The organism is Streptococcus penaeicida, from assembly GCF_002887775.1.
GTDB classification, from domain to species: domain Bacteria; phylum Bacillota; class Bacilli; order Lactobacillales; family Streptococcaceae; genus Streptococcus; species Streptococcus penaeicida.
Window position 1 is genome coordinate 1 of the sequence record NZ_LOCM01000024.1, and the last position, 24,782, is coordinate 24,782.

Genomic DNA, 24,782 nt, shown 5'->3' on the forward strand with positions numbered 1-24,782 from the left:
GTTTCCATTTACAACACGGCTAACTGTTGCCATCGATACGCCTGCTTCACGAGCGACATCATAAATCGTAATGGTATCATCTGTGTTCATACTTTATCTTCCTTTCTATTTTGAAAATGACGCTTCCAAAACAATTCTAGCATGATTTGAAACCAACTTTTCAAGTCATAACTCGTAAATTTTTTGAAACTTTTCAAATAACTAAAATGAAAACTTTGATTTTTTAAGCTTTTTTTGGAAAAATAGAGGTAGAAAGAAGGTATTTTTATGACTAAAATCACCCAAATCCAAGAATTTTTGAAAAAAAATGAAGCCGAATTGGCAGTCTTTTCAGACCCAATTACAGTCAACTATTTAACTGGCTTCGCTTGTGACCCACATGAGCGCCAAATGTTCCTTTTTATCTATGATCAACAAGCCCCAGTTCTTTTTGTTCCTGCTTTGGAAATCGCTCGCGCTAAGAAGTTTGTTTCCTTCTCAGTTTTTGGCTATATGGATTCTGAAAACCCATGGGAAAAAATCTCAGCGGTGCTACCAAATACAAAAGCAAAACGCATCTATGGTGAGTTTGATCACTTAAATGTCACTAAATTCCAAGGATTACAAACTGTTTTTTCAGGACGCTTTGAAAATTTAACACCTTTTATTCAAGGTATGCGTTTAATTAAATCAGCTGATGAAATAGACAAAATGATGGTTGCTGGTGAATTTGCTGACAAAGCCGTTAAAGTTGGCTTTGACAATATCTCATTAGCAGCTACTGAAACGGATATCATTGCCCAAATTGAATTTGAAATGAAAAAACAAGGTATCAGTAAAATGAGCTTTGAAACAATGGTCCTTACAGGCGACAATGCAGCTGATCCCCATGGTATTCCTGGGACAAATAAAATTGAGAACAACGCCCTTCTTCTTTTTGACTTAGGCGTTGAAACCTTGGGTTATACTAGTGACATGACTAGAACGGTCGCTGTTGGAAAACCGGACCAGTTCAAATTAGATATTTACAATCTCTGTCTTGAAGCCCAATTAACAGCCCAAGAATTTGTTAAACCCGGTGTTACAGCGGCCGAAGTTGATGCGGCAGCTCGTAATGTCATTGAAAAAGCTGGTTATGGTGAATACTTCAACCATCGTCTCGGTCATGGTTTGGGCATGGATGTCCATGAGTTCCCTTCCATTATGGCCGGTAACGATATGGTTATCGAAGAAGGTATGTGCTTTTCAATTGAACCAGGAATTTACATTCCTGGCAAAGTTGGTGTCCGTATTGAAGATTGTGGTCACGTTACTAAAACAGGCTTCCAAGCCTTTACTAAAACTACTAAAGAATTACAATACTTTGAAGGGTAGAATTCGACTGATACAAGAAAGCGAAAACAGATTAAACTGTTTTCGCTTTTCATTATTCTTCAATAAATAAGAAGGATTGCCATACTTTTAAGAGATCGATTAAGATATCATTTTCAGCTGAAATTTCAGCCACAACATTCTGACGGCCATTATTTGGTCGATCTTGTAAAGCAATTTGTAATTCACCCTTATATTGACCCGCATCATTATTACCAATGGTTACCATTCCTCTTTTAATTGGAATAGTATTGAATGGCTCAATTGAATGGTCTTTATAGATCACTCGAGGTTGACTTGATCGAATCATGTAATCCGACTTGTCACCTCGATAAAGATGTTGATTATCGAGTAGGATTTCTTTTTCCACAGCCGATAATTCTTGCTGAACCTTAACTGGAAAGACAGGCAAAGATTGTTTGTAGGCGTCAGCCACGGCTTTGAGCTCCTCTTCAGACAAGAGACTTGAGGAGAGTAAGATGTCATCTATCAGGCCACTCATTTTCAAAAGCGAAACCTGAGCTCTTAAAGACATATCCCTTTGGATTTCAGCTGATACCATACGATCGGATAAAGGCCAAGGGCCAATTTTCCCATTTGGGCTGTCGATGAAAGCTGCTGTTTCGAGATTATAATCCTTGTATTGTTTGGCTGTTTTGAGGAAATAGTCAAAAGACAGTCCAGTATAGGCTTGAGGATAAAAGTTGTGTGAGCCAATTAATTGAGCTGGGTTTGGACCAAAGTCGTGAACCATATCAATATAGTGTTGCCCGCGTGAGATGTTTAATTCAATTTTGATGCCCAAATTATTATGGGTCAACATAGCTTCTTCGTAGCCTGTGAAGCCTTCATCTAAACGAAGAGCGTCTATGCCCATTTGTGCAAAGACTTCTAATTGATTGTATTTAATGTTTAAGGCTTTGAAGAGTTTTGGATTGACATCCAAAGAGGTTTTCAAGCCTTTTTCATTACCATATTGAATAATTTCGGTAAAGGTTGCTACTGTTTCTTGAGCATTATCTGCCACTTCCAACATGGATGTAAAAAGGCGTTGATAGCCATACTTAGCCGCTAAATCAATATAGGCTTTCATTTCAGTCATGCTTGACTTAGACGGATAAATAGATATACCTAATTTTCCCATAAGTTTACCTCCCTTAGTAAAAAAATACCTTAATCCACAAAGTGAGTCAAGGTATTTTATTTGATTGCTACAGATTAAGCAATTGTTGCTGCTTCAGCTGCTGCTTCTCTTTCTTCAGCTACTAATTTATTGTCATAGTATTTGAAGAATGGGAACCAGATTGCACCAGAGATAGCGAAACATGCAAGTGCTAAGATAGCGGCTTTGATGTCACCACCAGATCCGATGAAGGCACCAAATCCGACTGGAGTTGGCCAAGGCGTTTGGACAATAGCTTCCTTAACGATGTTTAAGTTGATAACGATATAAGCAAATACTGCTGTTACAACAGGAGCAACGATAAATGGAATGGCAAGAATTGGATTGTAAACGATTGGAAGACCAAAGATAAGTGGTTCATTGATGTTGAAGATTGATGAACCAATAGCAGCACGACCTAAAACTTTTAATTGTTCTGAACGAGCAAGGAAAGCCATGAACAAGCAGAGTGCAAGTGTTCCACCAGAACCACCCATCGTTACATAAGCATTAGTGAACTCACCAGCATAAGCAAAGTGTGCACCGTTTACGTTTTCTGCCATATTAGCAAGAAGAATTGGGTTAACAAGTCCCATAACGATGTTGGCACCGTGGATACCAACTAACCACAAAGCGTGAACGAGGAAGTAGATAACGATGATACCACCAACTGAGTTAGTAATGTTTTTAACGAAGCCAAATGGAATAGCGATAACTTTATAGATATCTGTACCCATCATGATGAAAGCACCATTAATAAAGATAACTGTAAGAGCTACTACGAATGCCGGAATCAAAGCTGTAAATGAACGTGAGACACCTTCTGGAACAGCTTCAGGCATTTTAACAACCCAGTTTCTAACAACACAAAGACGGTACAATTGAACAGCCAAGACAGCCATAAGGATACCTGTAAACAAACCAGATGTTCCTAAACGTGCTAAACTGTCGCCACCAACTGTCCAACCATTAATAGTTGTTTCAGAAGACACAAGAGTCATAGTCCCTTTAGTAAATGTTAATTCAGGAATAGTCATGAAGAAAGCAAATACCGCAAGAATACCACCATTCATTGGGTCAAGATTGAGACCATCTTCTTCAGCATAGATTTTAGTATATTCATTACCAATAACAAATGCGAAGTAAAGGGTTAAAATACCCATTGAACACTTATAAGCGAGCAAAGTAAGTGCGGCAAATTTATCAAATGATCCTGCCCAGATACCTGCTAAGAATGGAAAGGCTTGTGGAAGAACTCCCAAAACCAAGAAAGCTGAACCAACAATTGTTAGTGGGATACTGGCCATCCCAGCAGCAACAATGGCACGTACAGGACGCCAAGTGGATACTTTACCCATTGGGCCCATGAGGTACTTCTCTAAAAATTCAAACATTAATCTTACCTCCTAATTTATTTACATTAATAATGTTTGCTAAGGTTAAGTGATTCCAAATAACGATTAATACGGACGTATTGTTTATCCTTATTGGTATCGATTCGGTTAATTTTGACTAGCATCCAAAAAGCAAGCAATGCTCCAGCTGCTAAGAGTGATAAGATTACCATCTTGCTTGCAAATGAAGTATTTAAGAATGGATATAGCTAGCAGATTGACCAGCAATGGTCATTATAGCCAAACAACTATTAACCGCGATAATTGTTTTAAAGTAAGCCTTACTAAATTTTGCTTCCTTTTGATCAATGGTAAACATTTGATATTGTTCCCACATGGCTAAAGCAGCAAAAATTCCTAATAAGACTGGGAGAAATACTGCAGCAGAAGCTTTTGATAAATAGAGCAAAATTGCCCAATAGAGATTAGCAAAACCAAAGAAGGTTACCACATAGCGAACCATAAAATAACGTGTGTAATACATTGATTTTATGGCATTAGTTTTCCGCAATTCTTCAACTTTTGCCTTATCCTTTTCTTTTCTATTCATCTAAAACTCCTTCTCAGTATCAAATCTTAGTTAACTTTTTTATAAAGTTCTAACATTTCAAGTGCAACTTCACGCAAAGTCATTGTTGTCATTAAGTGGTCTTGAGCGTGAACCATAATAATTTCGATTTTAATTTCTGTACCACCAGCATACTCTTGTAAGAGTTTTGTTTGAGCTTTATGGGCAAGTAATAGTTCTTCATTTGCAGCTTCAAGTAATTCAGCTGCTTTATCATAGTTACCTTCACGCATAGCAGCGAAAGCTTCATGAACAGTTGTTCTTGAATTTCCACTGTTTAGAATAATTTCAAAGGCTGCCATTTGCAATTCATCGTTTGTCATTAATACTCTCCTATTTCATGTTTAATAATATGTGTTTAAATGTTTCGAAATCCCGACAGGCGATTAGTTTTTCTTTTGTTTTTGGACTTTCAGTCAAGTTAACAATTAGTCTTGTCATTTCAGCTAAACCATCGTTTTTATAGATGGATGGCGATACTAGGAAGACTAATTTAATGGCTTCAAATCCTTTTTCCCAATATATTCCAGTCGGAATAATAGCAATCCCAATCTTACCTTGTTTATCAATGGCCTTGAGGGGGTGAGGAACTGCTATTTCTTGGTCAAAAATAACCGTACTCATTGACTCTCTATTGGCAATCAATTCTTTCATGGAAGTTTGGTATTGGTCGTTTTCATTTGAATCCAAGGATTTTATCATATGTGACAAAACGGATTCTTTATCACTTTGTTCAAAGACTGTAAAATAATCTTTTGAAAAATAATGATCAAAAATGCTTGCATCTGTCATTTTTTCATTGGTATGATGGCGATGATGGTGTTTGCAATCAAGTTGTGCTAACTGATCCTTAATTCTTTGCACTTCGTCATCTTTCAAAAAGACACTAACTGTAAAGACTGGTACTGAGAAAACTAGATTTGATAAATCAATGGTTGAAATAATCAGATCAATACCTTCTAATTTTTCATCAGTAATATCATAATAACCAACTAAATTAACAACATTTAATTGTCTACCCAACTCATTTTCCAAGCGCATTCGAAGCATTTGAGCACTACCATAACCCGTAGCACAAATAACCAAGGCATTTAACTTATTATTTTGATAAAAGCGTTCAATACCTGCTAGTAAATGTAAGGTGACATAGGCAATCTCATCATCAGACAAATGAAAATCTTTAAAATACTTGAGCTTACTCATTAAACTTCTAGAAATCAAGTAAGCTTCTTTATATTGCTTTTGAATATCTTCTAGAAGGGGGTTATCTAAACGAACCTTATTTCTTACACGCTCTAGTAAGACTTCTAAATGCTTTAGTAAACCTTCAATGAAAGTAAAGTCTTGACTAAATTGATAACCGTAGCGGTTGTCAATTTCAGTTGCAGCATCTAACAAGTCCTGTCTCAAAGAAATCTGATCAAGAGTATCCGTATTTTCAGCATGGATACTTTCTGATATCAAGTGTAGGGCAATGTAATTAATTTCCTCTTCAGGAAAGTTGGTTCCAGTCACATGCTCAACACGTCTTAAAATATTCTGAGCAACTAATATTTCCGTTTTAAACTTCTTTTGGTCAATATTAAGTTGGGAAATTTTAAAACCATCGGTTACCCGAGTGATAGCTAAAGCAATATGGACAATCAAATTTTGAATTACAAAATCAGATAATTTTAAATATTGACTTCTGCATTCGTCTAAGACGATGATGGTTAACTCTTCAAAACTAATTGGTAGTTTAAAGAAATCATCACCAACATATTGGTGAATATTCTTTAAGAAGTAACCACTAAAGAAGTAATCCATAATAAAATGGCGCTTATCGTGCTCAGCACCACTAACGTAAACGCCCTTATTTGCTCGACTTTCAATTTTCAAATCGTAGCGGGCAAATTGATGACGAATTTTCTTAAAATCTGAAGATAGGGTGGACCGGCTAACATAGAGCTGGTCCATCAAATCTTCAAATAAAATATCTTCTTGTTCAAATATTAATTTATTAATGATGAAATTATGACGATCATTAATATCAATATTTTCTGTTCCGACTTTGATATTATTATCAGAAACAACGTTTAGATAATCTGATTCATCCTCCAAAATCAATTGGTAGCCATTCCCTTGCTTAGAAATAATTTCTAAACCACTTTCTTGGTCGATGAAGGTTATCAATGATTTTATATAGGTACGAACCGTTCGATCAGAACAATCAAGATATGCTGCAAGTTCCTTACTTGTAACGAATTCTTCTCGTTTTTGGTGAAGGTATTGTAAGATAAGTTTTTCTTTTTGGCCTAACATCATGTCTCCTTTGGGAAAATCTCTTATCCTAATTATACTAAATCTTTAATGAGAAGATAAGTTAGATATTTTCTTTAACTAGAGTAGCCATTTTTTCAATACCCATTGGGATTGGAATGTAAGCTTGAGGAGGAATTTGAACAACAGGTTTGCCTACTTTTTCACCAGCATCAGAAAATTGTTTAAAGTGCATTTTTGTTTGAGGGCTAACTAAATATAAGTCATATTCTGATGATGCAATACGTTTTGCTCCTTCTGGAACACCAACTGCATTCATTTCCACTTCAACACCTTGCTCAGCAAGCAAAGTTTGAGTTTTTTTTGCAATAAGTGATGATGACATGCCTCCGGCACAAATAATTAACGCTTTAGTCATAATGACTGCCTCCTATAATGTGTTTTTATTTACAATTTAATTATATGTGTATACGCTTACAAAGACAAGCCATACTATTTCCGTATCAATGCGGAAATAGATGACCTTGCCTTTCGATTTTTCCGTAAATAAAAAAAGCAAAAGCTAGAACTTTTACTTTCCTCTATATTGTCATTGTCGCTTGTGAAACGATTACTTGATTAAGCGTCAGTTGAAACTCTTTCATCAAAAATTCCTTGAGTTTAATCGCACTTAGTTGTGTTTCAACAGAGTAAGCATCTTCATCTGGATTTTTTGCCAAAATCGTCATTTTTTCTTTACAAGACTCATGATGGTCTAGGTCAATAGTCTTGGACAAATTTTTAAAATGAATAATGTACTGATGGCCCCTGCTTGATTGATTTCTAATATTCACTCTTATAATTATAAAGGCTAAAATCAGAAATAAAATCAAGGAGGACACGATTAATAGTATTTCTAACATGTCTAAACCTCTTCAGAGAGCATTTTTGTTCTTTTTATTATACCCCTACCTGTAAGCGTTGTCAATTTAATTTTATAAATCAAGCTTATTTACATTAATAATAACACTTCAAAATACAATGTTATACAGAGTTTCATTATCATTTTAAAACCGCTGGTAATTGAGAGTGACTAATTATCAAAAACTAAGTTGGTAACAAAAAAGGTAACAATTTTATGAGTTCAGCAGGCAAGAAAAGGCACATTAACTTGTGACCTTTTTTTCTTCTGAATATAAAGATTTTAATTCAACTATGTTAGCATCAACTTGTTCAGGAATTACCATTTGGGTTAAAACGAAGATCTTATTGAGAATTTGCATTGTGGGTACAATATAATCAAAATTTTCATCTCTAAAATTAAATTCGGATTTTTCCGATTTATGCCTTTCGATATTTTCCCATACTTCACTTATACTTTTTTCATAAAAATCAAGTCCAAAAAATTCCTTAAGAAAGCTTGAAATTTCATCAGATATTTTACCGTCAAATATTCTTGAATATGTATTAAGTTCATTGTTTATAGCATGTACTCTTGTAATTAAATCTATGAAATATTGATAATCTCTATCCCAATTTTCTTTTCTTGGTGAAAAATCATAGTCATTTGGGTTAAACCAATAATCATGTTGTTTAATTACTCGTTCTGTCAATGGCTTAATCTTATACTCTGAAAGACTCAAAAGTTCATTTAATAGTCGTTTTATATTTTCAAGATTTTCTAAATTGTAATTAAGCTCGATTTTTTTTATATCTAGATATTGTTGTTTATTGAATTGTTCTCGAGATAACTCCAATTGTTGCTTAAATTGCATTTTTGACTCATTTTGTTGATTTTCAAACTGAGTTTTTGATAATTCCAACTGTTGATTTAATTGTTGTTCCTGGTTCTTTATTTGGATTTCCAAGTTTTTTTCAGCATGTTTTGATTGCTTATATAATATAAAAATTGATAACCCGCCAGAAATAGCTACTGCTAATAAGTTTGAAATAAACTCTCTTGAAATAATCGATTTCATAAGTTCATCAGAAAAATCTTGTGAAAATTGAAATCTTGATTTTAATAATATCAAAAAACTTAATACTGAAATAAATGCTACTGTTTTCCAAAAATTTTCTTTCTTCATATGCATCCTATAATATTTAATATTAATAAAGCACCCTATCTTAAGAATGGGTGCTTTACAACACAATAGCCACGATTTGAACGTGAGCCTCCTCAATCAAGGCGTACTCCCTCTATACTACTCCTTGTGTTTGATAGAGTGGTAGGATTTCAACTCGTAAACTACTACCTATCAACTTTATAATATCATTTTATTAATATTTTTCAATATATCATAAATTAATCTTGTCACCTTTTTTGTATTTAAAAGGTACTTTCTTTGCTTTGTATTTTTGATCATCAGACCAGGCTAACCAGGCTTTAAAAGCTGGAAAGTTTGTTGATCGTCTCCCAAAATGGCTAATATATTGTTGGCCAACAGGGTCTTTTTCCATTTCCCTCAAAAACTTTTGAACTTGCTTTTTGGATTTACCAACACAAGTTGCTAAGTCATCATCATTTAAAAGTAGTTCTTCAATAGGCATCTGCATGCCATTACTTAAAATTGCGTATTTCATAAATACCTCCAATGATTATTTTTCTTTAATTATAATATAAAAAACAAAAATCAAACTAAGAGAACACCACTTGCTCTTAATTTGATTTTTTGTATTGGAATTAAGCGAATAATCCCTCAATTCTATCAATATTTTCTTTCATTTCCTTTTGAACCTTATAGGTTTCATTCTTTGTTGCAGTTGCTAAATTTTGACCATCAACATCAACGTGAATTGGTTGCTCGGTTGCCTTAACTGCTGCATCAGTAGCTTTTTTAGCAACTTCAAGCGCTTTTTCTACAAGTACTTCTGATCTTTGTTTTGCAACTTCTACCCTAGTTCTAACTGCTTGGTCAAAATCAGATTTGACTTTAATAACCTTAGTCAATTTGGTATTTCCAAATCCGAGGACATCCTCAGCTTTGTAATTAAAGGCATTAACCCTTGAGTACATTCCATCCAAAGCCTTATCGACATACTTGGTATTTTTCTCAATACCAACTGCCATCCCCATTGGAAGATAACGACCAACATTATCTCTAAATAGTCGTGATGGTGAGTGGATCATTGCTTTTGCTCTTGCTGCACGCTCTGCTTGAGCAACCAATGCATTTGCTGCCGCGGTTACCGCACCTAATGCTGACATCATTCCTGCAGCTAGACCTTGTCCTATCATTGCACCAATTCCACGCATAGCACCAACACCTGACATACCAGCTGACCGAACGGCGGACATCAAGGAATGCATAGCACCCATTGCTGAACCAATTCCACCTCTAATACCATTTGCGATATTATTTGCAGTATTGCGACCAATTTGTGTACCTTGAGATTGCATTTGTGAACCAACTGAGCGAACAGTGCTTAAAATAGCCTGCATAGCTGATTGCACACGACCCTGCATTGATGTAAATGCACTAGCAACATTTTGACAAGCAGTTGAAATCTGAGTGATTTGAGCTGATGACATTGCAGCCATTGAGCCAACTCTTGCAAATAGTGATGCAACCATATTTAATTGCCCACCAATCATGGCAACTCTTGCACCAAACATAGCAAAGCCAGTTGTCGCTGACATTAATGCTGGTGTAATTGTCATCACTTGAGATTTAAGCATTGCAATTGGTGCATTAACTGCTGATAATCCAGCAACACCTGCAACTGCTTGAGCACTAAATGATGCAAATCCACTAGCTGCACTAGTTAATGTTACTGGTAAGCTTGCTAGACTTGTTTTAAGCGTCGAAATTGTTGTCGATATACTTGTCATACCAGCAACTGCACTTGATGCACTGCTTGACATCAAGCTTAATCCTGATGCAACCTGACTCATTGCTGAGCCAACTGTGGATAAACCGGCACCACTAGATGCTATTTTTCCAACGCCTACTGCTACTGCACTAAGTGAGGCGGCCATATCACCTAACCTAGTGTTAGTAATCATAACGACACCCTGAGCAAGTGCTTTAAATCCAGCACCGGCATTACGAGCCGCATTACCAACAGATGTGATGATACCTGAGATGCCATCTAATACACCCTTAACCGCATTACCGAATGATGTGATAACTTGAGATGCACCATCAAAGACGCTTGAAATTACAGAACCAAAGGCACTGATTATTCCACTAACTCCATCAAGGGCGGCTTGGACACCTTGACCCATAGCTCTAAATGCATTACCAAAGGCACTGACTAATCCAGCTATGGCACTAATTAATCCACTAAATGCACCGATAACACTTGCAATTCCACCGGCAACTGCACTGATAATCATTGACCATCCAGTGGCAATGGCAACAATTATTTGGGCGATACCACCGGCAACCGCAGTCACAATTATCCCGATGCCTCCGGCTATGGCAGTAATTATAGTGGCTATTGCTCCGGCAACAACCGGAACAAGTTGAGTCAATGCATTAGCAATGATTGGTATCAATATTGATAAACTCGTTGTTAGTTGTTGCAAAATAGACACAATCACATTTCCAACAGTTTGGAAAATTTGACTTATTCCCTCAGCTTGAGAACCAGCGATAGCAAAGGCAATACCAACCATGATAATAGCTGCACCAAGCGCTAGCCAGGTAGTTGGTGGCACAATTGCGATAGCTGCACCTAAACCTTGGAATGCAATAGCTAAACCTGAACCAATACCAGTTGCAACTGCACTTATTGCAGTGCCTAAACCTGTGATGATACTTGTTATTGCAGTACCAAGAGATGTAACGACCGCCGGCACACCAGCCAAAGCGGATTGAATACCTTTACCGATACCTTGCGCCGCGGTGCTGATACCTGTTCCAGCTTTTTCAATTACTGTTCCGATACCTGAAAAAATTTGTTCGATGATACCTTTTGATTGGCCAGCATCTTTGCCAACGCCATCAGTGGCATCCTTGGCATTTTTTCTAAATAATTTAAATGGATTGAATTTGCTCAAGAAATTAAATGCTTTGAACTTACCCAGCAACCCAATTATTCCAGCACCTGCCGTCATCATAAACGCCGGGTCAACACCTTTTAGAAAGTTGCCTATTGCTTTTGCTACTTTGCTAATAGTTGAAACAACTGCATCAACTTTGTTTCTAAAAGTCTCACTAGTTCTATATGCATGGATTAACCAGCCAACAAATGCACCAATGATAACAATTACTGAGACGATAGGATGAGCTGATATCGCCCCTAAAGCGGTACTTACTGCACGTATGGCACTTGCTCCTGTCTTTAATCCTTTAAGCGCTCCTACTGCACCTAAGGCAGCACTAGCTAACCCTTTTAGTATTGATGGATCTATTTTAGATATCCAAGTTGCCATATCTTCAATTTTTCCAGCGATCTGTACAAATGCATTACCAATACTTGTCGCAAAGTTAGTTACATCTCCTTTGCTGACATTTAAAGAAGTAAAAACATGCCCAATTGCATCAGTAATAGCACCAAAAGCTGATTGAATTGCTGAGACTGCTCCAGTACCCTCAAAGATGGAATAAAACTGTTTTACTTTGTTTATCCCTGAGGCAATAATCCCCATAAAACCATTGATAATTGGGGCAGTGTTAGCAAATGCTTTATCAACTCCTACTCTTACCATATCCAATGTCTGAGCAATTGTTGGTAAACCTTTTGATTTTGATGCACTATCTATTGCTTTAAGTGTATCAGTTAAGCCACGAACAACCGCGGTTCTAACTTTTGAAAAAGCGGTAGCAATACCGTCTGAATTTTTACGAGCTAAATTAGCAAAGCCGTTTAATCCACCATCAAGCTGAATTAGCTTATCTGAAAATTGGTCAAACGTAATAGTGCCATCTTGTAACGCTTTGTATAAATCATTCTGAGCCGATTTACCTGCAAATCCAAATGCCTCGGCAGTTTTTTGTAACCCAACTGGCATCGTTTCTTGTAAAGTTTTCCATGCCATCAAATCAACTTTGCCAGTTGATAACATCTGAGTGAACTGAGTTAATCCCCGACTAGCATCGCCTGCTGATGCACCTGATGCTAGAAAGGCATCGTTTAATGCAATGGCAAGCTTGGTTGATTTGCCTAGATCTCCATTCATCATGGTTAATCTTTGGGTAGTTCCAACAACTTCATCAAGTGCAGTCGGTAATCCATCAATCCCTTTCGCCAAAGCATCAATTGCAGCTTTAGATTGATTAGTTGAATATCCCCAAGACTCCATCATCTTGGGGAATTTGTTCATTGTATCGTATCGACTTATTGCACCTCCCATGGAACTAGTAATCATACCAATCCCTTTTTGGACAATTGCTGAGGCTGCACCCATTGCCGCACCAAAACCTAACGCTGATTTGCTACCAGCACCAAATCCTGATGATGATGCACCACCTAGTGATAACAGTAAGCTTTTCAGTCTGCCAACACCTTGTTGTGCTTTAGATCCGTCAAGATCTACTTGAATGGTTAGTTTTCCATCTGCCATTCATTCCCCCTTTCCACTAATGCGATAGTTTATTTTTTAAATTTGGAGAATTAATATTCTTATAGATACGGTTATCTATAAGCATAGCTTTTAAAAACGTCGCATTAGAATAATTTCTTAATTCTTTACTCCAATATTTTTCAACCAAAGCCATTGCTTTTTTAAGTGGGTAATTCTGAAAATATGTATCATGACTAAGCATGCACATTGTTAAGTTCATCTTAATCATTGTGTCAACCTCATTATCTTTTAGCATCTCTGCTATTTTTTCTAAATTTCCCCAAGAATAATCAAGTTTAAATACCTTACCATCTATTAAGACTCTTTTAATAACTCTTTTTTTCTTTTTCAAAATCTTCATCTCCTACATTAAATCAAATAATTGCATTTCAAATTCTTCAAACCATTCCCTAACATGGACATAAGCCTGTGTTTGACTCAAAAATAAAATAGACTGAGCTGCACCAATTACTGACATGCGCCTAAATACATATACTTCTTTCACTGCTTTCAATAAATCAACATCAGAAATAGCAACAGTATTCTCAATTACTTTTTTTATAGTACTAAACTTTTTATAACCTCTTTGGTCATTCATAACATTACAATCGTGTATTTTTTTATCTAAAAGTGACATGGTTGGGATATTTTTGTCCTTGTTGAAATACCATTTTAGCCACTCTATTTCTTTTTTATAAACAATTGAAAAATTTGACTTATTTTTGGTTTTAACTTTCATCAACATCTTCTTTCCATTCACTAACAATAACAATAGAGTTTTTAGATCCGGCCATTCGTAATTCTGTCTTTTTATTTTCAAAACTTAGACCTTTGATTTTTTCTTTTTGTTCATCAATATCTAAAACATCTTTATTTGATACAGTTTTAATAATAAGTTCAGCCGCTTTTTGATTGCCATTTATAGCTTGCTGAAAGGTGCTTAGAGCTAGCAAAGTTTGATTATCAGGTGTCAAACCCATTTCCTCAAGTTGTCGCTTAGTTTGAGGATCTGAGACCTCTAAAGATAAAAGAGTATCTAATGCCATTCGTAAAGCAGCTTTTTTTCGTCTAGCAACCCCGGATGCTTTTCCAGCTTTGGAAGATATCCTTTTTTGTTCTCCCTTTGGTAATTTATTAAATGGCTTTAAATTTTCCAAAGACCTTTTCGACATTAGACACTCCTTTCATAAAAAAATCTCGGTTCAATCACGGTTTAAACAAATAATATTTAATAATTTTCCATCTTGCTTTCCAACCTCTTTTGGGATAGGGAACTTGTAATTTATCATCTTCAATCGATTGATAAATTTTAATAGCTTTCTGATTAGCAGTAAAAACATCATACTTTGCAATTTTTTGATATTCGATTAAATCGCCTAGTAAAAAAGATAATTTCTCCTCAAGTTCAGTATCCTTTAATAATTTTTCGACAACAAGAATAAAAACTAATGCAAAATGATACCTTTTGTAACTCATTCAAAATGTGCTCCAAGTTGACGGCCAGCACTGAAAAGCGCTCGATAAGTTTCATAACCAATAGGAACTTTGTTTGCTAATACATAGGTATTAACACCAACAAATGACATTTGTCCTTTAAATGCAGTTTTAAAATCAGCATCAACAACATTTGGTAAAATACTTGCTTTTAATAAGCCTGGCATTTCCTGATATTGATTTAATAATTCAACTGTTTGCTTAAAGCTATTAATAACCTGTGTTTCCAGTTCTCTAACTGATGGATCTTTTGCCCACATTTCCTGAACGTATTTATCAAACAATCTCTCGACAGATGTTACTTTTTTAGGCAAATCATTCTCGAAAAATTGGGTTTCTTCCAAATAACGGCGCTTAATACGATTTACAAAACCTTCTTTTTCAACAACAACCTTATCAGTTTCAAATGAAAAATTTTGTTCTCTTGCGATTTTTGCATCTTCTAATTCCTGCTCAGCAGCATCTAGCTTGGTTTTATAATCAGCTAATGCTGCACGTTTCTGATTAACCTCAGCAATGATTGCTTTGATTTGTGGTAATACGATTGACTCTGTCATGACATTCTCCTCCTTATGACAAATAAAAAGAACCCAAACACAAATAGTCTTGTACAGACTAAATTTGCGCTGGGTTCTTCCTCTGGCGTTTTATTGAATTATTGTGTCAAAAGATCTTGTATATTTCCATGGTTCACCATTCTTATAATGAACGGTAATTGCACCATATTCAACACCTTCAACACTATGTATTATACCATTTTTCCCTAAAATTATCCAGTTATCTTCTAGCAAATCTCTTGCTAATTTCACATCTTCATTCATAATAATCCTCCTCAAAAATTCAATTTTTTTCTTGTTTATTTCTGCCAATTATAAAACTGGCTTATTTAATCGCTTGTCTTTACTATTCCAATTGTAAAAATGTGTTAATTTGTTACCAATTTTGTTTCAAAAATTATTAAGATCTTTTGCTTTCGGTTTCTTTGGGATAAACAAAAATCTTGTCTCTGGAACCTTTTAATATTCTATCAACCAAAGCTTTATCATAAATTTGTTGTAATTCTCTAACAGTGAAATTTGTTGTAATTATAGTTGATTTTCGATTATCTAAAATATTAAACAAAAATCGATACGTCCAGTCACCAGCTGGCTTAATAGTTGATCCTGAGCTAGACTCTTTTCCCAAATCATCAAGTATTAAAATATCACAATCAATCAATAACTTGGTAATTCTATCTTGAGAATATTTAGACTCACTGTATTTGAAACTATCTTGAACCAAGCGAACCAACATTGATGTTGATACAAATATAACTGATTTTGATTGACGAAAATCTTTATAGGTTAAATTGAGTTTTTTTGCAATTGACATTGCTAGGAAACTTTTACCAACACCTGGTTCACCTTGGATAATAGCATTACCATCAATTCCTTTTATGTAATCTCTGATTAACCGATCCCCATAATTTTTTGCTCTATCATCAATTGGTTTTATTATTTCAAAATTTTCAAAATCAGCTTTTTTTAATTCATTTGAGAAAATACTTTCCCTTTTAAACACATTATATCCATTTGAAAGAATAGCTTGATTTTGATATGCGATATCAACTTGCTCTCGTTTTTTGTCTCTCTCATTATGTTGACAAGCGATGCAAAATTCACTTTCTTTTCCTTTTGGTCTCGTTCTACGATATATTGGTGCACTATGTATCTGACAAGTTTTTCCAGTATCAATTAAAAACTCTGACTGTATCATACCTTTAATGGTTCCATCACCGATTGCACCTAATGCCTCTTTTAGTGCCATTTTTTCACCTCCTAAAACCCATATTTTGGATCAGGTTTCTTCAACTCATCTAATTCTGATTGAGTAAACCTTGAACCTTTTACTTTGATGCTTTTTTCGCTTTGTTTTAACTTCTCACGCGCTGCTTTTGCATTTCTGACCAATTCTACTGTCATCAAGTTATCTTGTCTCCAGCGCTTTAAAATAGCCTGAATATAAGCAAAGTTCGCTTTACCTTGACTTACTGCCTCTCTTAATGCCTCAAAAATCATATCAGGCTTAAAATCCTCTAGCATATATTTCAAATCTTCAATTTGCATTGGACTTAGTGGTTTACCTGTTTCTTGTTCAAATACTTGATAAAGATCATAGAAATCTTGATTGATGATAGGGGCAGTTGTGGGAGATTGTTCGTTTACCTCTAGCTCTTCTCTTTCTATATTGTCCTCTTCTTTTTTCTTCTTTACGTGACCAATTTGTGACAATGTCACACCATGTTCGGAAACTGTCACAGTTGATTGAGCTTTCTCCCTCTCTCTCTGTTTTGCTTTCCTTACTGCTGCCTGAGTCTTTGAGCCTATTCTAGTCATTGCACTAGGTAATTGAATTTCATCATCAGAAACTTGAACTAGCAAGTTCTTGCTTTTCAAAAATTCAAACACAATTGCAACCTTATCCTCAGGTTCATCTATTTCAAGTGCAAGCTCAGATATAAAGTCATCTTCAATACCATCAAAAAATAACGAACCACTTGTTTTTAAGCTTTTGAGCATTAATTCTAGATATATTGTGGTTAAGATATATCCATGTTCTTTTCTTTTTAATGCTCTAATTTCCTTTTGATCAAAAAAATCATGTTCTAGTTGGAGCCACCAATACCTTTTTTCTTCAGCCACTCAGCACCTCCTATTCAACTGACAAGAAATTGTATATATCACTTTTCCGATAATAAATCTTCTTGCTATTTTCAAAAGGTGATTGATATGATTTTAAACCACATTTTTCCCACTTGAGAATTGTAGCCTGTGAAATACCAAGCTTTTCCAAAACAACTTGCCGAGATACCAAATCCCAACCATCATTGTTTTGCCTTTCAAGTTCCAATCTCTTTTCCAAGTGTTTATCAACTTCATCTAGTATTTCTTTAAATGCATCATTTGATAACCAAGACATATTAATCCTCCAAATAAGTTGAAATCTTTTTATTATGTTCATCAGCAATAGAATGTAAAAAAGTATTAATTACACTCAATGTTGCATTTGCTGCATCTAAATCTGATCCATCAAGTGACATATCACTCACAATTAAAATGTCCTCAAGTTGATGCTTTAAAGTTAAATAGTCAACTAAAACTGAATTTTCTTGTTTTTCCATGTTAAAACTCCTTTTTATGTTCATTCATCATTTTTATATTATCCTGGTGTTCGGAAATAATACCTTTTAGTGCCATGCCAACAATATTTAGAGTTGCTGCCATCTTGTTAGGTGCACCATCTTCTTGCCCTAACTCAACTACATTCATTAAATCCTCAAGTTCAATACATAGACTTGAATATGACGCAATAATTTTATGTTCCATATATTCTCCACTTCTTTTTTTACCTGGTTTCATGTATAATAAATACATGAAAAGTTTTCTTAAACCCAATTTGAGAAAATCTCAAAACAAATCTTGCTTGCCTGCTTTATTTGTTTTTGTTTAATAAGTCATGTACTCCACTTCTAAATGCGTACATGGCTTTTTTAATACCCTTTTGCGAGCCATTCCATGACTTTAGCATAAATTGTATTTTTGACTTCACCACCCTTTGTAACTTTGCTATAAGTTACTTGAGTGATACCAATTTCAGCAGCTGCATCTTTTGCATTTAGCATCTGATCAGCTTGTTTCCGTCGAACAGCTTTAGCTTGATCCTCTGTTATCTTCATGTTTACTCCTTTCTGTAGATATAGTTTTCTATATCTTATTAAATATATAATATATAGTTTTTTATCTGTTGTCAACCGTTTTTTTATTTTTTATATATAAAACTATATTTTGTGTTATAATCAATAAAAAAGGAGCTGATATTAAAATGGAAGTTAATTTCAAAACTAGATTACAGGAACTAAGAAAAGCAAAAAGACTAACTCAGGAGGAGCTTGCAAATAAAATAAATGTTACTAAACTGACAATATCCAATTGGGAAAATGGAAAACATCAAATTAAAAGTGAGAAAGCACAAGAGATTGCTGATGTTTTTGATGTTAGTTTGCAATATCTTCTAGGTTATGACGTTCCAAAAAAAGCAATACCTTATGAAACTTATACTCCTAGAGAATATAATGCTTGGGAAGAATACAACGAGCTCGGACTTGATGAAACTGAACTAAAGTTTGAAATTTACGAAGAGCTAAGAAATAAACGAAACTTCAATAGTGTATTTCTTGAAATAATTTCAAACTACTCTTTATCAAATAAAGATGATCAAAAAGCAATTAGACAATTAGCAAAAACAACTGCAAAAGCCAATAGTGGTTACTCAGTCGGTTATAAAGATAACGATAAATAAAATTAATTTACATCATGTTAAAATACCAAACCAAATCTTGCTTGCCTGCTGATGGAAAGGTACAAAAACATGAATATAAAAGAAATTAAAAAGAAAAATGGAACAATCGTCTATCGTGCTAACATCTATCTAGGCACAGATCAAATTACTGGAAAAAGAGTCCGCACAAATGTCACTGCATCAACTAAAAAGGGTGTTAAAATCAAAGCCAGGGATGCAGTAAATGAATTCATCTCAAATGGATGCACTGTTAAACAAAAAGTCCAAATCAAAACCTATGAAGAACTTTTCAATATTTGGTGGGATAGTTACAAAAACACTGTAAAACCGAATACTAGACAAACTATGAAAGGCATTGTTAAACGCCATATTTTGACCGTATTTGGCGCTTATAAACTTAATAGGATAAATACCCCACTAATACAAACACAGGTCAATAAGTGGGCAAATATGGCGAATAAAGGGTTGATGGAGCATTTGCAAACTATCACTTACTGCAAAACTTAAATAATCGCATTTTACAATATGGAGTTGCAATGCAAGTAATCCCATCTAACCCCGCTCGAGATGTTCTAGTTCCAAGGAGACGACAAAAAGAAAAAGATAAGCTGAAATACCTGGATAATGAACAATTAAAAATCTTTTTAGCTTATCTTGATAGATTGGATCAATCAGAATATCAAACACTCTTTGACGTCACTTTATATAAGACATTACTTGCTACTGGATGCAGGATAAGCGAGTTGCTAGCTCTCGAATGGTCTGATATCGACTTTGAGAACTCTATCATAAAGATAAATAAGACTTTAAACAGATATCAAGAAACCAATTCACCAAAATCCAAATCAAGTGTTAGAAATATTGATATTGATAAGGCTACTCTATTGATGCTAAAACAATACAAAAATAGGCAACAAATCGAGGCTTGGCAACTTGGCAAAACGGAAACCGTTGTCTTTTCGGTTTTTATCACAAAATATGCTTATGCTACAAGTCTGAGAAAACGACTAGACAAACATTTTGAGAATGCTGGTGTCTCTAATGTCAGCTTTCATGGTTTTAGACATACCCATGCATCAATGATGATGAATGCTGGTTTGCCATATAAAGAGTTGCAACACAGACTTGGACATTCTACTCTTGCCATGACAATGGACACTTATTCTCACTTATCAAACGAGAACGCAAAAAAAGCAGTCTCATTTTTTGAAACTGCAATCGGTAATTTATAAGGGAGTCAGTTTTTCCCTAATTTTTTAGATAATTTTCTAAATTGGTAACATAAATGGTAACAAAATACAAAAACAACCGCTAGCATTTGCCTAGAATGCTTTAAAATCAATGTTTTTTAACACCTATTGATTGATTGTTTTATAAATCAAGCTTATAAACTTATATTTTTGTTTAAGTCCTTCCAATATGCTATCATTATTTTAGAAAATACTCGGAGGTAGATTGTGATGGATGACATCAGAAAAGTAATCGCAGACGCATATTATTTCCGCACAGCGGTTCGCGTCTATAATGACCAAAAAATCCCTGAAGAGGATTTAAATCTGATATTGGATGCCGCATGGCGAAGCCTTCTTCCGTAGGTCTAGAAGGTTGGCGCTTTGTGGTCTTAAATAATGAAGGCATCAAGAATGAAATTAAAGAATTTGCTTGGGGTGCTCAATACCAATTGGAAACGGCAAGCCACTTTATTCTCTTACTTGCTGAAAAAAATGCTCGCTATGATGGTGATTCCATGTATCAAAGTTTAGTCCGCAGGGGTATTACAGAAGGTGAGGGCATGACCAGTCGCATCAAAACTTACGAAGACTTCCAAAAACGCGACATGCACATGGCAGACAGTCCACGCGCCCTATTTGATTGGACTGCCAAACAGACTTATATTGCCCTTGGTAACATGATGACCAATGCAGCCCTTTTAGGGATTGACTCCTGCCCAATTGAAGGCTTTGATTATGAAAAAGTCAATAAAATTCTTGCCAAACATGGCGTAATTGACCCTGAAAAAGAAGGTATCGCCAGCATGTTATCCCTGGGATATCGCTTGCGTGACCCTCGTCATCCACAAAACCGTAAACCTCGAGAACAAGTTATCACCTATTTTGATTAAGGAAAAATTATTATGAAAGCATTACATACCTGTATTCGCGTTAAAGATTTAGAAGCCTCAGTCAACTTCTATACACAAGCATTTCCCTTTAAAGAAACACGCCGTCGTGATTTCCCAGACAAAAAATTCACCCTAGTCTACTTAGCCCTTGAAGGTGAAGAATATGAATTAGAATTAACCTATAATTACGACCATGAAGCCTACAATCTAGGAAATGGATACGGTCACATTGCCATAGGAAGTGACGATTTCCAAACTGACCACGACAAACATGTCAAAGCTGGGTATCCAGTCACTGATATTAAAGGCTTAACAGCAACATCTGCACCCTACTACTTTATCCAAGACCCAGATGGTTACAAAATTGAAGTCATTGATATAAGTAAAAAATAATTATTCTAAATAAAAATAAGACCTAGAAGTCATTCCTGATTTCTAGGTCCTTTTTTTATCTACTATTAATACTTTTCATAACCCGTTTGATGTCCCGGTCCTGCTCCTTACGTTTGAGGCTTTCGCGTTTATCGTAGTCGTGTTTTCCTTTAGCCAAGCCGATCAAAACTTTAGCAAAGCCATCTTTGAGATAGACTTTAAGTGGAATCAGGGTCATACCGCTACCTTTAAGCTCATTTTCTAAGCGCTGAATTTCTCTTTTTTTGAGTAATAGCTTGCGCGTTCTGTCAGGATCTTGGTTCCATATATTGCCATTTTCAAAGGGGGCAATATGGACATTGACCAACCAGGCTTCACCGTGCTTAATTTGGGCAAAGCCGTCCTTTAATTGAATACGTGCTGCGCGAACACTTTTAATTTCGGTTCCAGTTAAGACGATTCCAGCTTCAATGGTTTCGACAATCTGGTAATCATGACTTGCTTTTTTATTTTGTGCCAGTAAATTTCCCTGACCTTTTACCATAGCTTATCTGTTCCTTTTCTTTTTCTTCTTGGCCGCATCTTTATAAAAGGGTTTGTGTGAAGATGCTTGTTCTTTTCCTTTTCTAGCTGAGGAAGATTGCTTCTTTTTGTCTCTTGATTGTTGTGAAGCGGAGCCCTTTCGGCTAATCTCTGTAGCAGTCGATTTGCGTCTTCCTCTTCGTTCACCCTTATCTGGCTTAGCCAATTTTTCCACCACATCAAAATCACTGGCTAAGTATTCAAAATCAATATCGCCAGTTTCTTTGTCAGCTCTTACCAATTTGACTTGGATGGGTTGGCCGACCTTAAAGACTTTGCCTGACTTTTCACCCTGCAGACTCATGGTCCGTTCATTATAGTTATAATACTCTGGCAAGCTTGTAACATGGATCAGGCCTTCGATGGTATTTGGAAGTTCAACAAAGAGTCCAAATTTGACCACACTAGCCACGATTGCATCAAAGGTTTCGCCAACATGTTCTTCCATGTACTCCGCTTTTTTCATAGCTTCAACGAGTCGCTCAGCATCAATTGCTCGACGTTCTAATCGAGATGATGAGGTTGCTAATTCCGGAATAACTGCTGCAAAATGGTCACGTTTATCATCTGTTGCTTGAGTATATTCACGAATCATTCTGTGAACTAATAAATCGGGATAGCGACGGATTGGGCTGGTGAAATGGGTATAGTATTCTGCTGCCAAGCCGTAATGGCCGTAATTATGTTCTGAATAGCGGGCTTGTTGCATGGAACGAAGTAGCATCATATTAAGCACTTCTGCTCCAGGTTTGCCTTCTACTTTGGCCATGAAGTCCTGTAATGCTTCTTGACTAATCTTAGTAGCAGTCCCTTTGATTTGAATGCCGAAGACGCTAGCATAATCAATAAATTTTTGTAATTTTTCAGATTTGGGTTCTTCATGGACACGGTAAATGAATGGGTATTTGGCCCTTGAAAAATGTTCTGCCACACACTCATTGGCCGCCAACATAAAGGACTCAATCATCCGCTCAGCGATTCCCCGCGTACGAACAACGATATCAACCGGCATGCTTTATCATTGACGATAATGCGAGCTTCGGAAGTATCAAAATTGAGGGCGCCACGTTTAATCCGCATCGCCTCAAGAATCTTATGCAAGGCCACCATGTGGTCAACTGACTCTTTGATGGCCGCAAACTCATTCAAAGTCTCCTCGTCACCAGCAATCATATCATTGACTGCCGAATAAGTCATTCGGAAGGTTGTATTAATCACCGACTGACAAATTTGATGGTTAATGACGCGACCATTTTGGTCAATTTCCATGATAGCCGATTGGGTTAAACGGTCCACGTTTGGGTTTAAAGAGCAAATGCCATTAGACAAGCGCTCTGGCAACATTGGCACTACTCGATCAGTAACATAAACGGAGGTTCCACGGGCAATGGCTTCTTTGTCCAAAGCAGAGCCTTCAGTCACATAATAGGATACATCGGCAATATGAACTCCGAGTTCAAAATTACCATTAGCCAAAGGCTTGATATGAATAGCATCATCTAGGTCCTTAGCATCTGCCCCATCAATGGTGAAGGTAATTTCTTTGCGTAGATCAACCCGTCCCACTAAATCTTTATCAGATGGTGCATCTGCTATAGCATTAGCTTCCGCTAGAACTGCATCAGGAAATTCAGAAACAATATCCATTGATTCTAAAACTTCCAAGACGTCAATCCCGACATCCCCTTGGTGGCCAACGATATCACGAACATTCCCTACAAAATAGTCATGGCCACGCGTAGGGTATTTCTCAATATCAACCTTAATGATTTCAGTACCATCTAAGACAACAGGTTCTTTTTTAATATAAATTTTTTGTTGAACTTTCTGGTTTTTAGATTTAATATAACCAGCATATTTTGGCTTATCTTCATCCAAAATAAATTTTCCAACAACTGTTTTTAAGGCACGTTCAACAATTCCAACGACTTTTGCTTCAGCTGCTGTCCCTTTAAGACGATCAGCAGGCTTTTTAATAGCAACTTCTACTAAGTCACCATCGATAGCATAGCCGACATCATTGCGACCGATAAACATATCGTCTTCAGTATCACTAACTTGTAAAAAGCCAAAGCCTGCTTTATTGGCACGGAAAGTCCCTTGAACCGTAATCATTTTTTTCTCTTCACGTGGTTTACGTAGACTGATGCTGCCATCGTTATCAAAACGTAAGAGACGCTGACTTTCCATCTTGGATATTGCTTTGATTAAACTAGGGAAATTTTTTGCCCCAGCCATATCTAAAGCGGCAGCAATATCATTGATATTAGACTTGCCGTTTTCCTTTAGATAGTTAATAATATTTTCTTTCATAAAACCTAATTTCTATTTCTTTAAGTGTTTGATTGTCTGTTAATCTCATAAAAAAATGAGCTAGACTAACTCTGTCAAGCTCACTCTCTATTTACTTGATAAAACAGCAAGCACAAGTGCGATTGCTAGCCAGAAAAAGACTAGAATTGCTGTAAAGCGTTGCATAAATGCTTCAAAACCACGAGCTTTTGTCCGCTCAAATAAAGCTTCTGAACCACTGCTATCAAAAACATTACTGCTTGGGTTCTTTTGTGGTTGCATAAAGATAGCAATCACTAATAAAACTGATAAAACAAGCAATACTGTGAGTAGTAAGTTGTACATGTTTATTCCTCCAC

At 35.8% G+C, this 24,782-nt stretch carries 29 protein-coding genes and 3 pseudogenes; 5 read left to right on the forward strand and 27 right to left on the reverse strand.

What is annotated here, in order from left to right; genetic code table 11:
- Positions 1 to 90, reverse strand: a 90-nt coding sequence (locus AT575_RS06015; RefSeq protein WP_129587067.1) for a LacI family DNA-binding transcriptional regulator, incomplete at its 3' end; no start/stop codon positions are given.
- A 177-nt stretch (positions 91 to 267) separates the two neighbouring features.
- Here AT575_RS06015 and AT575_RS06020 point away from each other — a divergent pair.
- Positions 268 to 1,353: a M24 family metallopeptidase gene (locus AT575_RS06020; RefSeq protein ID WP_102777584.1), complete on the forward strand. Its 1,086-nt coding sequence runs from the start codon at positions 268 to 270 to the stop codon at positions 1,351 to 1,353.
- Between the two features lie 52 nt (positions 1,354 to 1,405).
- On the opposite strand, the gene AT575_RS06025 is transcribed toward AT575_RS06020, so the two are convergent.
- The 23 genes from AT575_RS06025 to AT575_RS06125 all read right to left on the reverse strand — a co-directional run bounded on the left by AT575_RS06025 (position 1,406) and on the right by AT575_RS06125 (position 18,432).
- Positions 1,406 to 2,494 carry a DUF871 domain-containing protein gene (locus AT575_RS06025; protein ID WP_102777585.1) on the reverse strand — a complete coding sequence of 363 codons (1,089 nt, stop codon included), beginning with the start codon at positions 2,492 to 2,494 and terminating at the stop codon, positions 1,406 to 1,408.
- 74 nt (positions 2,495 to 2,568) lie between these two features.
- Positions 2,569 to 3,906, reverse strand: a complete 1,338-nt coding sequence (gene celB, locus AT575_RS06030; RefSeq protein WP_102777586.1) for a PTS cellobiose transporter subunit IIC — start codon at positions 3,904 to 3,906, stop codon at positions 2,569 to 2,571.
- A gap of 26 nt (positions 3,907 to 3,932) precedes the next feature.
- Positions 3,933 to 4,079, reverse strand: a complete 147-nt coding sequence (locus AT575_RS10830; RefSeq protein WP_245871486.1) for a hypothetical protein — start codon at positions 4,077 to 4,079, stop codon at positions 3,933 to 3,935.
- A gap of 20 nt (positions 4,080 to 4,099) precedes the next feature.
- The gene (locus AT575_RS06035; RefSeq protein ID WP_245871488.1) at positions 4,100 to 4,456 is read right to left on the reverse strand and encodes a hypothetical protein; all 357 of its coding nucleotides are present in this window, start codon (positions 4,454 to 4,456) and stop codon (positions 4,100 to 4,102) included.
- Positions 4,457 to 4,482: 26 nt separating this feature from the next.
- Positions 4,483 to 4,797: a PTS cellobiose transporter subunit IIA gene (locus AT575_RS06040; protein WP_071793504.1), complete on the reverse strand. Its 315-nt coding sequence runs from the start codon at positions 4,795 to 4,797 to the stop codon at positions 4,483 to 4,485.
- 10 nt (positions 4,798 to 4,807) lie between these two features.
- Positions 4,808 to 6,775, reverse strand: a complete 1,968-nt coding sequence (locus AT575_RS06045; RefSeq protein WP_102777587.1) for a BglG family transcription antiterminator — start codon at positions 6,773 to 6,775, stop codon at positions 4,808 to 4,810.
- A gap of 61 nt (positions 6,776 to 6,836) precedes the next feature.
- Entirely contained in the window at positions 6,837 to 7,154 is a 318-nt protein-coding gene (locus AT575_RS06050) for a PTS cellobiose transporter subunit IIB (RefSeq protein ID WP_174683094.1), read from the reverse strand.
- A gap of 160 nt (positions 7,155 to 7,314) precedes the next feature.
- Positions 7,315 to 7,635 (reverse strand): hypothetical protein, encoded by a 321-nt coding sequence (locus AT575_RS06055; protein ID WP_102777589.1) that lies wholly within the window; start codon positions 7,633 to 7,635, stop codon positions 7,315 to 7,317.
- 243 nt (positions 7,636 to 7,878) lie between these two features.
- Positions 7,879 to 8,799, reverse strand: a complete 921-nt coding sequence (locus AT575_RS06060; RefSeq protein WP_102777590.1) for a hypothetical protein — start codon at positions 8,797 to 8,799, stop codon at positions 7,879 to 7,881.
- Between the two features lie 211 nt (positions 8,800 to 9,010).
- Positions 9,011 to 9,295, reverse strand: coding sequence for a hypothetical protein (locus AT575_RS06065; protein WP_102777591.1), 285 nt, complete (start codon positions 9,293 to 9,295; stop codon positions 9,011 to 9,013).
- Between the two features lie 100 nt (positions 9,296 to 9,395).
- Positions 9,396 to 13,223, reverse strand: coding sequence for a tape measure protein (locus AT575_RS06070; RefSeq protein WP_102777592.1), 3,828 nt, complete (start codon positions 13,221 to 13,223; stop codon positions 9,396 to 9,398).
- A gap of 16 nt (positions 13,224 to 13,239) precedes the next feature.
- Positions 13,240 to 13,575: a hypothetical protein gene (locus tag AT575_RS06075; RefSeq protein WP_129587068.1), complete on the reverse strand. Its 336-nt coding sequence runs from the start codon at positions 13,573 to 13,575 to the stop codon at positions 13,240 to 13,242.
- A 12-nt stretch (positions 13,576 to 13,587) separates the two neighbouring features.
- The gene (locus tag AT575_RS06080) at positions 13,588 to 13,962 is read right to left on the reverse strand and encodes a hypothetical protein (protein ID WP_102777725.1); all 375 of its coding nucleotides are present in this window, start codon (positions 13,960 to 13,962) and stop codon (positions 13,588 to 13,590) included.
- Positions 13,952 to 14,380, reverse strand: coding sequence for a stress-induced protein (locus AT575_RS06085; protein ID WP_245871490.1), 429 nt, complete (start codon positions 14,378 to 14,380; stop codon positions 13,952 to 13,954). Before AT575_RS06085 ends, AT575_RS06080 begins: the two co-directional genes overlap by 11 nt.
- Before the next feature lie 49 nt (positions 14,381 to 14,429).
- Positions 14,430 to 14,699: a hypothetical protein gene (locus AT575_RS06090; RefSeq protein WP_102777595.1), complete on the reverse strand. Its 270-nt coding sequence runs from the start codon at positions 14,697 to 14,699 to the stop codon at positions 14,430 to 14,432.
- Positions 14,696 to 15,274 (reverse strand): hypothetical protein, encoded by a 579-nt coding sequence (locus AT575_RS06095; protein WP_102777596.1) that lies wholly within the window; start codon positions 15,272 to 15,274, stop codon positions 14,696 to 14,698. The genes AT575_RS06090 and AT575_RS06095 overlap by 4 nt, the downstream gene beginning before the upstream one ends.
- Positions 15,275 to 15,364: 90 nt before the next feature.
- Positions 15,365 to 15,538, reverse strand: coding sequence for a hypothetical protein (locus AT575_RS10630; RefSeq protein ID WP_165778654.1), 174 nt, complete (start codon positions 15,536 to 15,538; stop codon positions 15,365 to 15,367).
- Positions 15,539 to 15,674: 136 nt separating this feature from the next.
- A complete protein-coding gene (locus tag AT575_RS06100) occupies positions 15,675 to 16,523 on the reverse strand; it encodes an ATP-binding protein (protein WP_102777597.1) in 849 nt (282 codons plus the stop codon).
- Positions 16,524 to 16,534: 11 nt separating this feature from the next.
- Complete coding sequence (locus AT575_RS10835; protein WP_245871493.1) at positions 16,535 to 17,398, reverse strand: DnaD domain protein; 864 nt, start codon at positions 17,396 to 17,398, stop codon at positions 16,535 to 16,537.
- Between the two features lie 10 nt (positions 17,399 to 17,408).
- A complete protein-coding gene (locus AT575_RS06110; protein WP_102777598.1) occupies positions 17,409 to 17,675 on the reverse strand; it encodes a hypothetical protein in 267 nt (88 codons plus the stop codon).
- Between the two features lies 1 nt (position 17,676).
- Positions 17,677 to 17,877 carry a hypothetical protein gene (locus AT575_RS06115; RefSeq protein WP_102777599.1) on the reverse strand — a complete coding sequence of 67 codons (201 nt, stop codon included), beginning with the start codon at positions 17,875 to 17,877 and terminating at the stop codon, positions 17,677 to 17,679.
- A gap of 1 nt (position 17,878) precedes the next feature.
- Positions 17,879 to 18,082, reverse strand: a complete 204-nt coding sequence (locus tag AT575_RS06120; protein WP_129587069.1) for a hypothetical protein — start codon at positions 18,080 to 18,082, stop codon at positions 17,879 to 17,881.
- A gap of 164 nt (positions 18,083 to 18,246) precedes the next feature.
- Positions 18,247 to 18,432, reverse strand: a complete 186-nt coding sequence (locus tag AT575_RS06125; protein WP_102777601.1) for a hypothetical protein — start codon at positions 18,430 to 18,432, stop codon at positions 18,247 to 18,249.
- 146 nt (positions 18,433 to 18,578) lie between these two features.
- Here AT575_RS06125 and AT575_RS06130 point away from each other — a divergent pair, with 146 nt between their 5' ends.
- The 4 genes and pseudogenes from AT575_RS06130 to gloA all read left to right on the forward strand — a co-directional run bounded on the left by AT575_RS06130 (position 18,579) and on the right by gloA (position 21,570).
- Positions 18,579 to 19,055, forward strand: coding sequence for a helix-turn-helix transcriptional regulator (locus AT575_RS06130; RefSeq protein WP_102777602.1), 477 nt, complete (start codon positions 18,579 to 18,581; stop codon positions 19,053 to 19,055).
- A gap of 69 nt (positions 19,056 to 19,124) precedes the next feature.
- Positions 19,125 to 20,287 (forward strand): annotated as a pseudogene (locus AT575_RS06135) (tyrosine-type recombinase/integrase).
- Positions 20,288 to 20,515: 228 nt separating this feature from the next.
- Positions 20,516 to 21,177, forward strand: a pseudogene (locus tag AT575_RS06140) (NAD(P)H-dependent oxidoreductase).
- Between the two features lie 12 nt (positions 21,178 to 21,189).
- Positions 21,190 to 21,570 carry a lactoylglutathione lyase gene (gene gloA, locus AT575_RS06145; protein WP_102777603.1) on the forward strand — a complete coding sequence of 127 codons (381 nt, stop codon included), beginning with the start codon at positions 21,190 to 21,192 and terminating at the stop codon, positions 21,568 to 21,570.
- 55 nt (positions 21,571 to 21,625) lie between these two features.
- Here the strand turns inward: gloA and smpB are convergent, their stop codons facing one another.
- From smpB to secG, 3 genes and pseudogenes are all read right to left on the reverse strand, one after another.
- A complete protein-coding gene (gene smpB, locus AT575_RS06150; protein WP_102777604.1) occupies positions 21,626 to 22,093 on the reverse strand; it encodes an SsrA-binding protein SmpB in 468 nt (155 codons plus the stop codon).
- A gap of 3 nt (positions 22,094 to 22,096) precedes the next feature.
- Positions 22,097 to 24,444 (reverse strand): annotated as a pseudogene (gene rnr / locus AT575_RS06155) (ribonuclease R).
- Positions 24,445 to 24,531: 87 nt separating this feature from the next.
- A complete protein-coding gene (secG, locus tag AT575_RS06160; RefSeq protein ID WP_071793511.1) occupies positions 24,532 to 24,768 on the reverse strand; it encodes a preprotein translocase subunit SecG in 237 nt (78 codons plus the stop codon).
- Positions 24,769 to 24,782 lie beyond the last annotated feature (14 nt).